This window comes from Mesorhizobium sp. M0074 (assembly GCF_040322975.1).
Classification (GTDB): Bacteria; Pseudomonadota; Alphaproteobacteria; order Rhizobiales; family Rhizobiaceae; genus Mesorhizobium.
On the sequence record NZ_JAMYUM010000012.1, the window covers coordinates 38456 to 51644 of the forward strand.

At 64.4% G+C, this 13189-nt stretch carries 15 protein-coding genes and 1 tRNA gene; 11 read left to right on the top strand and 5 right to left on the bottom strand.

Annotated elements, in window-relative coordinates; genetic code table 11:
- Position 1 precedes the first annotated feature (1 nt).
- The 7 genes from cbiE to cobT are packed head-to-tail and all read left to right on the top strand — an operon-like array spanning position 2 to position 6342.
- A complete protein-coding gene (gene cbiE / locus NKJ73_RS17520; RefSeq protein ID WP_352570395.1) occupies positions 2-1243 on the top strand; it encodes a precorrin-6y C5,15-methyltransferase (decarboxylating) subunit CbiE in 1242 nt (413 codons plus the stop codon).
- A complete protein-coding gene (locus NKJ73_RS17525; protein ID WP_352570396.1) occupies positions 1240-1620 on the top strand; it encodes a cobalamin biosynthesis protein in 381 nt (126 codons plus the stop codon). Before cbiE ends, NKJ73_RS17525 begins: the two co-directional genes overlap by 4 nt.
- A complete protein-coding gene (cobM, locus tag NKJ73_RS17530) occupies positions 1617-2381 on the top strand; it encodes a precorrin-4 C(11)-methyltransferase (RefSeq protein WP_352570397.1) in 765 nt (254 codons plus the stop codon). Before NKJ73_RS17525 ends, cobM begins: the two co-directional genes overlap by 4 nt.
- On the top strand, positions 2378-3184 hold the full coding sequence (gene cobA, locus NKJ73_RS17535) for a uroporphyrinogen-III C-methyltransferase (RefSeq protein WP_352570398.1): 807 nt from the start codon (positions 2378-2380) through the stop codon (positions 3182-3184). The genes cobM and cobA overlap by 4 nt, the downstream gene beginning before the upstream one ends.
- On the top strand, positions 3181-4530 hold the full coding sequence (locus NKJ73_RS17540) for a cobyrinic acid a,c-diamide synthase CobB (protein WP_352570399.1): 1350 nt from the start codon (positions 3181-3183) through the stop codon (positions 4528-4530). The genes cobA and NKJ73_RS17540 overlap by 4 nt, the downstream gene beginning before the upstream one ends.
- Positions 4531-4533: 3 nt before the next feature.
- On the top strand, positions 4534-5307 hold the full coding sequence (cobS, locus tag NKJ73_RS17545) for an adenosylcobinamide-GDP ribazoletransferase (RefSeq protein ID WP_352570400.1): 774 nt from the start codon (positions 4534-4536) through the stop codon (positions 5305-5307).
- A 24-nt stretch (positions 5308-5331) separates the two neighbouring features.
- On the top strand, positions 5332-6342 hold the full coding sequence (gene cobT, locus NKJ73_RS17550; protein WP_352570401.1) for a nicotinate-nucleotide--dimethylbenzimidazole phosphoribosyltransferase: 1011 nt from the start codon (positions 5332-5334) through the stop codon (positions 6340-6342).
- Between the two features lie 193 nt (positions 6343-6535).
- Here cobT and NKJ73_RS17555 read toward each other — a convergent pair whose 3' ends face one another.
- The 4 genes from NKJ73_RS17555 to NKJ73_RS17570 all read right to left on the bottom strand — a co-directional run bounded on the left by NKJ73_RS17555 (position 6536) and on the right by NKJ73_RS17570 (position 8768).
- Positions 6536-7018 (bottom strand): endonuclease domain-containing protein, encoded by a 483-nt coding sequence (locus tag NKJ73_RS17555; RefSeq protein ID WP_352570403.1) that lies wholly within the window; start codon positions 7016-7018, stop codon positions 6536-6538.
- A 2-nt stretch (positions 7019-7020) separates the two neighbouring features.
- Positions 7021-7494 (bottom strand): hypothetical protein, encoded by a 474-nt coding sequence (locus NKJ73_RS17560; protein WP_352570404.1) that lies wholly within the window; start codon positions 7492-7494, stop codon positions 7021-7023.
- Between the two features lie 193 nt (positions 7495-7687).
- Positions 7688-7763, bottom strand: a tRNA-Lys gene (locus tag NKJ73_RS17565).
- A gap of 105 nt (positions 7764-7868) precedes the next feature.
- Entirely contained in the window at positions 7869-8768 is a 900-nt protein-coding gene (locus NKJ73_RS17570; RefSeq protein ID WP_352570405.1) for a PhzF family phenazine biosynthesis protein, read from the bottom strand.
- Between the two features lie 111 nt (positions 8769-8879).
- On the opposite strand from NKJ73_RS17570, the gene NKJ73_RS17575 reads away from it, so the two are divergent.
- The 4 genes from NKJ73_RS17575 (at position 8880) to NKJ73_RS17590 (ending at position 12457) form a co-directional block, all read left to right on the top strand.
- Complete coding sequence (locus NKJ73_RS17575) at positions 8880-10169, top strand: efflux RND transporter periplasmic adaptor subunit (RefSeq protein ID WP_352570406.1); 1290 nt, start codon at positions 8880-8882, stop codon at positions 10167-10169.
- Positions 10170-10171: 2 nt separating this feature from the next.
- Positions 10172-10879 carry an ABC transporter ATP-binding protein gene (locus NKJ73_RS17580; RefSeq protein ID WP_352570407.1) on the top strand — a complete coding sequence of 236 codons (708 nt, stop codon included), beginning with the start codon at positions 10172-10174 and terminating at the stop codon, positions 10877-10879.
- Between the two features lie 3 nt (positions 10880-10882).
- On the top strand, positions 10883-12100 hold the full coding sequence (locus tag NKJ73_RS17585) for an ABC transporter permease (RefSeq protein ID WP_352570408.1): 1218 nt from the start codon (positions 10883-10885) through the stop codon (positions 12098-12100).
- Between the two features lie 114 nt (positions 12101-12214).
- Complete coding sequence (locus NKJ73_RS17590) at positions 12215-12457, top strand: hypothetical protein (protein ID WP_023720771.1); 243 nt, start codon at positions 12215-12217, stop codon at positions 12455-12457.
- On the opposite strand, the gene NKJ73_RS17595 is transcribed toward NKJ73_RS17590, so the two are convergent.
- Complete coding sequence (locus NKJ73_RS17595; RefSeq protein WP_352570409.1) at positions 12454-13182, bottom strand: hypothetical protein; 729 nt, start codon at positions 13180-13182, stop codon at positions 12454-12456. The two genes, NKJ73_RS17590 and NKJ73_RS17595, sit on opposite strands and share 4 nt — an antisense overlap.
- Between the last annotated feature and the right edge of the window lie 7 nt (positions 13183-13189).

Genomic DNA, 13189 nt, shown 5'->3' on the forward strand with positions numbered 1-13189 from the left:
CATGCCTGCTGAAGCTCCGCGCGGCGCCAAGCTCACCTCAAAGTGGCTCACGATCATCGGCATCGGCGAGGACGGTGTAGCGGGTCTCGGCGACAAGGCCAAGCGGTTGATCGCGGAGGCCGAATTCGTCTTCGGCGGCAAGCGCCACCTTGCCCTCGTCGCGTCGCTCGCCAAAGGTGAAGCGCGCGCCTGGCCGACACCTTTCGATGCCGAGCTGCGCGACGTGCTGGCGCTCTCCGGCAGACGCGTCTGCGTGCTGGCCTCCGGCGATCCCTTCTACCACGGTGTCGGCGTCACCCTCGCCCGCAAGGTCGCGGCGGAGGGTATGCGGGTGATCGCCGCGCCCTCGGCCTTTTCGCTGGCCGCCTCACGCCTGGGCTGGGCGCTGCAGGACGTCGAGACCATTTCGCTGCATGGCCGCTCGCTCGACCTGATCCGGCCGTTGCTGCATCCTTGCACCCGCATTCTCGCGCTGACCTCGGACAGCGATGCACCGGGAGCGATTGCCCCTCTCATGACCGAACTTGGCTTCGGCGCTTCGCGGTTGACGGTGCTGGAGGCGCTGGGTGGGCCGAACGAAAGGCTGCGCTCGGCGAGTGCCGGCACTTTCGATCTCGAAAAGATCAACCCGCTCAACGTGCTCGCGATCGAAGTTGAATCGACTTCGCAAGCACGCATCCTGCCGCTGACAGCGGGACTTGCCGATTATTTGTTCGAGCATGACGGCCAGATCACCAAGCGCGAAGTGCGCGCCGTCACCCTGTCCGCTCTCGCGCCAAGACGCGGCGAACTGCTGTGGGACATCGGCGCCGGATCGGGCTCCATCGGCATCGAATGGATGCTGGCCCATCCTTCCATGCGTGCGATCGCCGTTGAGGCCGATCCGGCGCGCGCCGCGCGCATCCGACGCAACGCCGCGGCTTGCGGCGTTCCCGGTCTCGCCGTCGTTGAAGGTTCGGCACCGCAAGCTCTTGCCGGACTGGAAACGCCGGCGGCGATCTTCATCGGCGGCGGCGGCAGCGATGCCGGCGTGCTGGACGCAGCAATCGATGCCTTGCCGGATGCCGGCCGACTTGTCGTCAACTCCGTGACGCTGGAGATGGAGGCCGTGTTGCTTTCCCGGCACGCCGCGCACGGAGGCGACCTCACCCGCATCGCTGTATCCCGTGCTTCGCCGGTTGGTTCGATGCAGGCCTGGCGGCCGGCTATGCCGGTCACCCAATGGAGATGGGTCAAGCCATGATGGTCGCGGGCATCGGCAGCCGCAAAGGCGTCAGCGCACGCGACGTGCTTGCTGCGGTAGAAACCGCGCTGGAGGCGCACGGGCTTGCCCTGCCCGCGCTTTCAGCCCTCGCGACCGCGTCTCTCAAGCAGGATGAAGCGGCAATCTTCGCCGCCGGACGCGAACTCCGCCTTCCGGTGATCGTCGTCGAGCAGGATGAACTCAAAGCCGCATCTACGACCAGCCGTTCCGACCTATCGCAGGAGCATGCCGGCACGCCGTCGGTTTCCGAAGCCTCGGCGCTTGCCGCCGCCGGCCAAGGCGCAAAACTGCTCGGGCCGCGCACCGTGCTCGGTGCTGTCACTTGCGCCATCGCCATCAGCGGAGATGCGGCATGACCGTTCACTTCATCGGTGCCGGCCCGGGTGCTGCCGACCTCATCACCTTGCGCGGCAGCCGCCTGCTCGGCAGTTGTCCCGTCTGCCTCTATGCCGGATCGATCGTCGCGCCGGAGCTGTTGCAGCACTGCGCGCCCGGAACGAGGTTGATCGACACCGCGCCGATGTCGCTCGACGAGATCGAGGCCGAATATCTGGCAGCCCACGCGGCCGGCAATGATGTCGCCCGCCTGCATTCCGGCGATCTTTCGGTGTGGAGCGCCGTTGCCGAACAGATCCGCCGGCTGGAAAAGCACGGCATTCCTTACACGCTGACGCCGGGCGTGCCGTCCTTCGCCGCTGCGGCGGCAGCGCTGCGCCGCGAGCTGACCATTCCAGAAGTCGCGCAAAGCCTGGTGCTGACCCGCATCTCCGGCCGCGCCTCGAAAATGCCTCCCGGCGAAACGCTGGCCGGCTTCGGCCGCACCGGCGCCACGCTGGCCATCCACCTTGCCATCCACGCTATCGACCGGATCGTCGCCGAACTGACGCCGTTCTATGGCGCCGATTGCCCGGTGGCGGTCGTCTTCCGTGCTTCCTGGCCGGACGAGCGCGTGCTGACCGGCACGCTGGCCACCATCGAGGCACAACTGGCCGCCGATCCGATGGAACGCACGGCAATCATCTTCGTCGGCCGCTCGCTGGAGGCGGAGGGCTTTGGCGAAAGTTCACTGTACGACGCGCACTACCAGCGACGCTTTCGCGGACGGGACGGATTGTGAGCGGCAGCAACAGAAACACTACGGTCGAGCAGGCGCTCACCCGGCTGAACTTCAAGCCGCGCCAGCTGGAGCCCGGTCATGTCTGGCTGGCCGGTGCCGGCCCTGGCGATCCCGGCTGCCTGACGCTGGAAGTGCTGGCCGCCCTCGGACAGTGCGACGCGCTGGTTTATGACGCGCTGGTCTCGCCCGCGGTCGTCGCCGTCGCCGAGGGCGCGGAACTGTTCTATGCCGGCAAACGCGGCGGCAAGCCGTCGATGAAGCAGGACGACATAACCGCTCTGCTGGTCCGGCTGGCGCGCGCGGGCCGGCGCGTCGTCAGGCTCAAGGGCGGCGACCCCTATATTTTCGGGCGTGGCGGCGAAGAGGCGCTGGCGCTGGCCGGGGAAACTATCCCGTTCCGCATCCTGCCTGGCCTGACGTCCGGCCTCAGCGCGCTGGCCGCGACCGGCATTCCCGGCACCATGCGCGGCATCAACAAGGCGCTGATCCTGGCGACCGGCCATGCCGCCGGCACCGATGATGATCTCGACTGGGCGGCAATCGCCCGCACCGGCCAGCCGGTGGTCATCTATATGGGCATGGCCAATCTGCCGCTGATCGCCGCCTCGCTGCTCGAGGGCGGCCTGCCGTCTTCGACGCCCGCCGCGGTCATCGTTGCCGCGACGACGCCGCAGGAGCGTATCGTCGTCGCCACGCTCGCCACGATTGCGGAAGAGGCAGCGGCCGCCGGTCTGACCTCGCCGGCGCTGATCGTCGTCGGCGGCATCGTCGGGATGCGCGCGGCACTGGCTGGTGAGCCATGACCCGCGCCATCATCATCGGCGCGCCGCGCTCGGGCTCGGGCAAGACCAGCGTCACCATCGGCATTTTGCGCGCACTTGCCCGGCGCGGCCTGAAAGTGCGCGGCGCCAAATCCGGCCCGGACTATATCGATCCTGGCTTCCACACCGCCGCCACAGGCTTGTCCGGCATCAATCTCGACAGCTGGGCAATGCCGCCCGCCCTGCTCAACGCACTGGCCGGCGAAGCGACCGAAGATGCCGATTTTATCTTCCTCGAAAGCGCCATGGGCCTGTTCGACGGGATTCCTGCTGCTCAAGGGCGCACTGGTTCGGCCGCCGACCTTGCCCGGCTCTACGGCCTGCCGGTGCTGCTGGTGCTCGACGTCTCCGGCCAGTCGACCACGGCAGCGGCGGTCGCCAAGGGATTTGCCACCTACGATCCGGATGTACGCATGGCCGGGGTCGTGCTCAACCGGCTGGGCAGCGAACGCCACCGCCGGCTTTGCGGTGATGCCATCGAAGCACTCGGCCTGCCTGTCGTCGGCGCTATCCTGCGCGATCCTTCGCTCAACCTGCCCGAGCGCCATCTCGGTCTCGTCCAGGCCGGCGAATATGAGAATCTGATGGCGCACCTCGACCGGCTGGCCGACATGGTCGAGCGCTCGCTCGACCTCGAGGCCATCATGGCGCTGGCGGCGCCATTCACGCCCGCGCCGGGCAATTTCGGCGATGCGCTGCCTCCCCCCGGCCAGCGCATTGCGCTCGCCGAGGACGCCGCCTTCACCTTCCTCTATCCGCATGTCGCCATGCATTGGCGCAAGGCCGGCGCCGAAATCGTGCCGTTCTCGCCGCTCGCTGATGTGGCGCCTGGCGACGATTGCGATGTCTGCTGGCTGCCCGGCGGCTATCCCGAGCTTCACGCCGGCCGCCTCGCCGCCGCCGCGAATTTCAGGGCGGGCATGGCGAGGTTCGCCGCCACGCGGCCGGTGCATGGCGAGTGCGGCGGCTTCATGGTGTTGGGCGAAGCGCTCGAGGACGCGTCGGGCGAGACGCATCGGATGCTTGGCCTCCTCGGCCATTCGACCAGCTTCGCCAAGCGCAAGATGAATCTCGGCTACCGCGAGGCGCGGCTGCGGTCCGGCTGTCCGCTCGGCGGCCGAGGCACGCTGGTCCGCGGCCATGAATTCCACTACGCGCAGATGATTGCGACCGGCACTGACGAGCCGCTGGCCGACCTCGCCGACGGACAAGGCAACCCGCTCGGCGCCTCCGGCTACCGGCGCGGCAATGTCAGCGGCACGTTCTTCCACGCCATTGCGAGGGGCGAGAGCATGATCCCGAAAAGTGGTAGCCGGTTTTCGGAATAGATCATGCTCAACCTCCAGATCCCCTCGCAACAGCAAATTCTCGATGATATCGCGCTTTGCCTCGTCTTCTTTACCCGGCTGCCGCTGCCGAGAGCCGACTTCCGTGGCCGCAGCCTTGCCGCTGCGATCTGGGCTGCACCCGTTGCCGGTCTCGCCGTCGCTCTGGTCGGTGCGCTGGTTTACGCCATCGGCACAAGGCTCGGCCTAGCCGCAGGTCCTGTTGCCGCGTTGGCCCTTGCCGCGATCTTGCTCGCTACCGGCTGCCTGCATGAGGACGGGCTTTCGGATGTCGCCGACGGTTTTGGCGGCGGCAAGACACGCGACAGAAAGCTGGAGATCATGCGCGACAGCCGCATCGGTGCCTACGGCGCTTGTGCACTTGCTGTCTCGCTGCTGATCCGCTGGAGCGTACTCTCTGGATTCGCCGGCCCGGCTCATGTCTTCTGGGCTCTCATTGCCGCGCATGCCGCTTCGCGCGGCCTGCTCGGCGCCTTCATGCACCTGCTGCCGCCGGCCCGCAGCGACGGCCTTTCGGCCGAAGCAGGCACCGTCTCGGCTAAAACAGCTGGCATCGGTGCCGTACTCGGTGCGGTCGCGCTGCTGGCGCTTGGGTTCGGCGCTGCCGTTTTCGCGATCATCCTGCTCGGTCTGTTATTCGCCGCCTTCCGCGCGCTTTGCCTCAACCAGATCGGCGGCCAGACCGGCGACACCGTAGGCGCCCTTCAGCAGCTCGGCGAGATCGCAATCCTGCTCGTCGCTTCCGTTTCCCTGTCTTGACTCTGTTTCGGAGATTTTGCCCCCATGCCTTTCAAATCGCTCGATAAACTGCGCACCGCCTGCCTCGACCTGCCCAATGGCAGCGACGCCGCGGCCAACGCCGTCGCCCACCGCCAGGACACGCTGACCAAGCCGCAAGGCAGCCTCGGCCGGCTGGAGACAGTAGCCGCCTGGCTGGCGCGCTGGCAGGGCCGCGACATACCAAAGCTCGACCGCGTCAAGGTTTTCGTCTTTGCCGGCAACCACGGCGTCACCGCGCAAGGCGTGTCGGCCTTCCCGTCGGAGGTCACCGTGCAGATGGTGGCGAATTTCGCCGGCGGCGGCGCCGCCATCAACCAGCTTGCCCGCATCGCCGGCGCGGAGCTGGACGTCATCCCGCTCGACCTCGACCGTCCGACCGGCGACTTCACGCAAGAGCCGGCGATGGACGACGAAGCCTTCCTCGCCGCCGTCTCGGCAGGCTACGACGCGATCAGCAGGGATCTCGACCTTGTATGTTTCGGCGAAATGGGCATCGGCAACACCACGCCGGCGGCGGCCATCTCGACCGCGCTGTTCGGCGGCGGCGCGGAGCGATGGACAGGGCGTGGCACCGGCGTCGACGACGCCGGCCTCGTGCGCAAGATCGTCGCCATCGAGGCCGGCCTGAAGCGCCACGCCCCGGCGCTAGCCGACCCCCTGAAGATAGCGGCAGCCCTCGGCGGCCGCGAGCTCGCGGCGATCCTTGGTGCGACGCTGGCTGCGCGCCACCTAGGCGTCCCGGTGCTGCTCGACGGCTTCGTCTGCACCGCCGCCGCGGCACCCTTGGCAGCGCTGCACCCTGCTGGCCTCGCCCACACTCTGGCAGCCCATGTCTCGGCCGAATCCGGCCACCGCCGCCTGCTCGAGGCGCTGGGCCTGCCGCCCTTGCTCGACCTCGGCATGCGGCTCGGCGAAGGCTCCGGCGCCTGCCTCGCCATCAACATCGTCCGCTCGGCACTCGAATGCCACGCCCGCATGGCAAGCTTTGGCGAGGCTGGGGTGTCTGAGAAGTAATCCAGTTCAACATCGGCCTATGAGCTTGATCCGCAAGAGGTCGCGGCTGGCATTCTGGGACCGCAGCATGGATCCTGGTTCGCAGATCACAGTGACCCGCTAGATTGCCATGAAGGTCAAGTTCAAGCCCGGCCTTGGCAAGCCCGCACATAACACAGCTGTGGCCGGCCGGGCCTGCACATTCTACCGCGCTCTATTGGGACTTACTTACACGCTCGATGCCAACCAACGTGCATATTTCGTCAAGGCAGTGGTCCAAGTTCTGATGAATTTCCGTCCCTGTAAATCGTAAGACGGTCCATCCTTGGCCATACAACCAGCGGTCTCGTTTTGCATCGTGGGTACGCTGGTACTTGGTCTTATGATATTCATGTCCATCGAGTTCGATGGCTATGCGCTTGTCGGGGATCGCAAAGTCCAAGCGATATTTCCCGACAGGATGCTGTGGATATATATGCAGGTCTAGAAAGGCGAGCTCGTAGAACATCTGCTCAAGGGGAGAATCGAAGATATTCGGAGAAAAGGCATGGCGAACGGACGGGTCGCGCGTCAGCATCTTCGAAATAATTTCTTCGCCCTCAAAGATCGGAAGAATCAATTCTCCTTCTGCAGAAGCCCTCCCCTCTGAGATATCCACCGCAGGTGTGATATGGCCGGGCGCCTTGGTGTACCACATATCTACGATCCGGCATCCGACGCATGGGCAGTGCGGTGTTGCCCGGCAACCCCGTGATATGACACGCCCATCCACGGTCGGCGAAACATAAGAATGGGTAAAAGTGCCGTCCTCCTCACGTTTGATGATGACAACGGCATCTGGAAATCTGAAAATCTTGTCAAGCTTCTCTTTGTTAATGTACCCTTGTAAGCCTTGTACTTGTGCTTAAGGCCGAAAAGAAAGGTTTCTCCTTCCTCTGTGAATGAATAAGCCATCAGATTTTCATCCAGAGCCTTCGATCCATCAAGGTCAAGGACCGAGAATTCGGCTTCGCCAATCAGCACTTTTGACGAGAACATCATGCAGCCGATGCAGCCGCAATTCGAGCCGGAACAGCTCTTGGTAAGGACAAAATCACCGAAAATCTCAGAAATTATCACGAAGATTCTTCGCGTCTCTTCCGTATAAACGATGGCATAGTGATCGGGTACCAAGCGTTCTCTTTTCAATGACTAGAAGACAGCAAGCTCGGAAATTGCCATCCGTCTTTCCGTACGTCTAGCCAAGAGAAAAAATTTACTGCTGCTTCGCAGCCGAGCATCAAACCCGCGCCTTATCGCCACAGGCCCGAGACGGGTCAACGCGTCTCGCATTCCAGGGTCTTTTCCACCAAATTTTTGAAATCTTTGGTGGGTGCGCACAGGATTGAACTGTGGACCCGCTGATTAAGAGTCAGCTGCTCTACCAACTGAGCTACGCACCCACTCGGCCGGCAAAACCGGCGTTGGCGGGCATATAGCCGCCGACATCCGCCATGTCCAGCCCCGTGGGATTCATTTCCCGACAAATCGCCGAAGTGCCGAGGTCGTCAAACAAAAAGCCTGCCTTCAGCCACCTTCACCGCATGGCCGCCGATGCGGGCGGCCGCCAGTTTGCCGCCTTCGACATTCAGTTCGAGGCGAATGCGCGAAGGCCGGCCCATCTCCAGCCCCTGCTCGATCCACAGTTGTGAAACGCCGTCGGTCGGGCCGTCGAAATGCATGATCGCGCCAGCGAACGCGGCCGCCGCTGAGCCGGTCGCCGGGTCTTCGTAGGACGGATTGCCGGGCACCATCATGCGGACATGGAAGGCACTGTCATGGTGCACCGTCTCGCGGCAATAGACATAGGGGCTGGCGAAGGCCCATTCGCTCTTGCGTGGTGCGAGCTCCGACCAGGCCTGGTTGTCCAGCCTGATCCGGGCGGCCGCCTCCAGATTGGCGACGGGGATGGTCACGTAGGGCACGCCCGCCGACCAGAACGAAACGCGGTGGTTCTCGAAGCCGATCTCGTGCGGCCCAAGGCCAAGGGCCGCGCCGATCGCCTCGGGATCGGCCGACAATGCCAGCTGCGCCGGCAGTTTCGCCAGGTCGAACTCGGCAAAGGTCGAACCGTCGTGCTTGCTGACAGCGCAGCGCACCGGGCCAATATTCTCCTCGAGCACGAAGATGCCGGCTCCCGCCATTTCGGCGAGCGCTATCGCCGAGCCGACGGTTGGGTGGCCGGCGAACGGCATTTCATAGTCGGGCGTGAAGATACGGATGCGGGCCCGGTGCTTCGGGTTGTCCGGCGGCAGCACGAAGACGGTTTCGGACAGGTTGAACTCGCGCGCCACCGCCTGCATCGCCGCAACGTTGAGCCCGTCACAGTCGAGCACGACGGCCAGCGGATTGCCGGCCAGCCGGTTGGTGGTGAATACGTCGTAAAGCAAGTAATTCCGCGGCTGCATCTCAGTAAGTCCTCTGCCTCATTCCAAACATGAGCGAAATTTAATTTGAATTTTGAACCATAAGGCCTGATTTGTGCACTGATGGGATATCACTGAACATAGGGGTCCGGCGTGGACCAGATTGTCAATCTGCCAAAGACGGAATCCGCCTCCGCCATCGAGACGGCGCTCGGGCTCGACCACCAGGGCCTGAAGACAAAACGTCGCGGTTGGCTTTACGCAGTGTTCGCACTGCTTGCCGTCGCCGCGAGTGTCGTCGGCTACCAGTGGTATGCGGGCTCGCCCGCCAAGATCGAGTATACCACGACACTGGCCGCCATGGCCGACCTTACCGTCGCGGTTTCGGCTACCGGCACGCTGCAGCCTCTCACCCAGGTCGATATTTCCAGCGAACTCTCCGGCGTCGTCCGCTCGGTTTCGGTCAACGAGAACCAGCTGGTGAAGAAGGGCGATGTGCTGGCCGCGCTCGACACCGCAAAGCTGGAGGTGCAGATCGAGCGCGCCCAGGCCTCCGCCAAGGCAGCGGCGGCGAGCGTCGAGGACGCCACCGTGACCCTGGCCGAAAACGAAAAGGCGCTGGTGCGCGCGGCGCAACTGACCAAGCGCGGCATGGCGACGGACCAGTCGCTTGAAGCGGCAACCGCCACGCGCGACCGCTCGAAGGCAGCGCTCGATATCGCCAAAGCCAACCTCGCCATGGCCAATGCCGATCTCAAGGCGCAGCAGACGGATCTTGCCAAGAGCACAATCTACGCTCCGATCGATGGCATCATACTGACGCGCTCGGTCGATCCCGGCCAGACGGTCGCCTCCTCGCTGCAGGCGCCGGTGCTGTTCGTCATCGCTGCGGATTTGAAGAACATGGAATTGAAGGCTGCGGTCGACGAGGCCGATATCGGCGCCGTCAAACCCGGCCAGCATGCGCGCTTCACCGTCGACGCGTTCCCCGAACGGCCATTCGACGCCGAAATCCGCGACATTTCCTATGCCTCGGTCACCACCGACGGTGTCGTTACCTATGATGCAAGGCTCGACGTCGACAATAGCGAGCTTCTGTTGCGGCCCGGCATGACAGCCACCGTCTCGGTCGTCACCAAGCAGGCCAAGAACGTGCTCACCGTGCCATCGATCGCCTTCCGCTACCGGCCGGCGCAAACGGCAGAGCGCGGCTGGAGCCTCACCGACCTGTTCACCGGCCGCATGGGGCGCCCGGGCGGCAACCGCCAGCGCCAGGCGGCGACGAAGCCCAGCGACGGCTCGCGCACGCTTTACGTGCTGGAGAATGGCCGGCCGCATCCGGTCAACGTCAGGGTCGGCTCGACAGATGGCGAACTGACCGAGATCGTTTCCGGCCTGGAGGAAGGCGCGCAAGTCATTACCGCCTCGCAGCCGCGGAGCTGATCGTGGCATCGGGCGCGACCCTCATCGGCTTCGACAAGGTCTGGAAAAGCTATGGCCAGGGCGAGGCCCGGGTGCATGCGCTGGCCGGCGTCGACCTCGCCATCAGGCGCGGCGAATTCGTCGCCATCATGGGCCCGTCCGGTTCGGGCAAATCGACGGCCATGAACATCATTGGCTGCCTCGACACGCCGACCGCTGGGACCTACAGCTTCGAAGGCATCGACGCCGGCCGTCTCGATCGCAACCGCCGCGCCGTGCTGCGCAACCTCTATGTCGGCTTCGTCTTCCAAGGCTACAACCTCTTGCCGCGCACCACGGCCGCCGAGAATGTCGAACTGCCGCTGATCTATCGCGGCGTTGGTGCCCGCGAGCGCCGCGATCTTGCCATGCAGGCGCTTGCCGAGGTCGGCCTTGTCGGCCGCGAGCATCATACGCCGGCCGAGCTCTCCGGCGGCCAGCAGCAGCGCGTGGCCATCGCCCGCGCCATCGTCACCAGGCCGACGCTGCTCGTCGCCGACGAGCCGACCGGCAATCTCGACACCGCCCGCACGCACGAGATCATGGAGCTCCTGACGCAGTTGAACAGCGAGCTCGGCCTGACCATCGCCATGGTCACGCACGAAGCCGATGTTGCCGGCTATGCCCAGCGCACGATCCGTTTCCTCGATGGCCATGTCGCCTCCGACACAGCCAATCTCGAGATGGCCTAAATCATGATCTGGGAAACCGTCCGCCTCTCGCTTCGCTCCATCCGCCGCAACGTGCTGCGCTCGTTCCTGACGCTGCTCGGCATCGTCATCGGCGTTGCCGCCGTCATCGCCATGCTGACCATCGGCTCGGGTACCACCGAAAAGGTCAAGTCCGATATTTCCAAGCTCGGCAGCAATCTGCTCGTCATCCGTTCCGGCCGTCCGGCCGGGCCTGGCGGACCTGGAGGGCTCGACCAGGTGGTCCGGCCTCTTGCCTACAAGGATATCACCGCGCTTGCCGCGCATCTGGACGGCTCGCGCGCCATCTCGCCGGCGTCGCAAAAGCAGGTGCGCGTCATTTTCGGCACCGAAAGCCTGACCTCGGGCGTCACCGGAACCGACAGCGCCTATCTCGATGCCCGCGACTGGAAGCTGGTTTCGGGCCGCCCGTTCAGCGATTCGGAAACCCGCTCGGGCACCGACGTCTGCCTCATCGGCGAGACGGTGCGCCAGCAGTTCTTCGGTGCCGGCGACCCCGAAGGCGAGATCATCCGCGTCAACCGCACCTCCTGCAAGATCATCGGCTTGCTCGAACCGAAGGGCTATACCGGTTTCGGCCAGGACCAGGACAATGTCGTGCTGATGCCGCTCGCCGCCTATCAGCGTCGCATTGCCGGTAATCGCGACATCGACTCGATCTATGTCGCCGCCGACGACCGTACGCCGACTACGGTGCTGCAGCAGCGCGTCGAGGACATCTTGCACGACACACGCCGCATCACGCCCGACCGTGACGATGATTTCTCGATCCGCGACATGACCCAAATCGCCGATGCCATGGCCAGCGCGACCACCACCATGACTGGCATGCTCGGCGCCGTCGCCGGCGTCAGCCTGCTCGTCGGCGGCATCGGCATTATGAACATCATGCTGGTGTCGGTAACCGAACGCACGCGCGAGATCGGCATCAGGCTCGCCATCGGCGCCCATGAAAAGCATATCCTCATCCAGTTTCTGGTCGAGGCAACCGTGCTGTCGCTGCTTGGCGGCATCATCGGCATCCTGATCGGCCTGGCGCTGGCCGGCCTCGCCTCGGTGACGCTGACGATCCCGTTTGCGCCAAGCCCGGCGGTCATCCTGCTTGCGGTCGGCTTCTCCGCGCTGATCGGCATGGTGTTCGGCTTCTTCCCGGCGCTGCGCGGCGCGCGGCTTAACCCGATCGACGCGCTGAGGCATGAATAGGCATTGCAGCAAGTGTCGCCTCCAGACGCTGCCAATTTTTTATGCAACCTGCCCTTGTCGCAGCACATTCTGCAATGATAACAATGCTGTTGGGGATTAAGGGGGGAACAATGGATGAGCAAGAAAGCGCGACTGGCTTTGGCGATTGTGATCGTCGAAGCCGCCTTGGCAGGGCTTTGGTGGAATTTGATCCTTTATGGGATGGAGAATCCCGATCGCGTCACCGCTGACTTCCAGCAGGTAATTGGGCAGACGATGGGAACGGCGATGGGCGCGCTCCTGGGTCTCGGCGTGCTGTTGTATTTTGTCGCTGCCCGCAACGACCGCAAGGCTATTGAAGGTAGGCTACGACGTTAGAGTTGGAAACCTTGCTCGCTCGCAAAGTGCCATTCGATCAGCGGTCTCATATGCGGCATCAGCCCGTCCGGCAGGTCGGCTGCATTGCGGATGATTACGGGGCCTTCGATTTCAGGCTCTGACTCGGCCGCGACGAAAGCGCTGATCCGCTGTGCCAGGTCGTCGGCGGAGGCCGTCTCGCGGTAGCGGCGAAAGATCACCGTGCCGCTTGCCGTCGACAGGGCGTAATGGCGCCTGCCGCGTGTCGCGCCTGACAGGTCGAGACCGGTCTCTTCGCGCACCTCGCGGATCATGTTGAAGTCGACGTCGACAAGGCCGTCGCGGAAATCGGTTGGCTCGAACGAACCGGCGGCGAAGTAGATGCGGCCGGCATTGACCGTATGCGGCGCCATGCGGATCGCCACAAGCGCATTGTCGCCGGCGACCAGCATGGCATGGGCATAGGCGTGCTCGGCCCCGGCCACCTGTCGATTGCCGCGCCAAAGCATGAAGGTCGAATATCGCACCGCATGGCAGCGGCCAACGAGGCGATTGTCGCGATAGCTGAGAGCAGAAAGCAGCACCACGGTGCCGTCGAAAAGCGCCGGCTTGGCCGCGGTCTCACGCCGCCAGTTCTCGGCGATCGCGTCGGCATGATCGCGCTCGAACGGATGCGGGCCGGAATCGAGCCTGACGTCGATGGCATCGACCGGCAGGATGACGTTGCGCGGCAGATCGAAACTCACGCCTGTC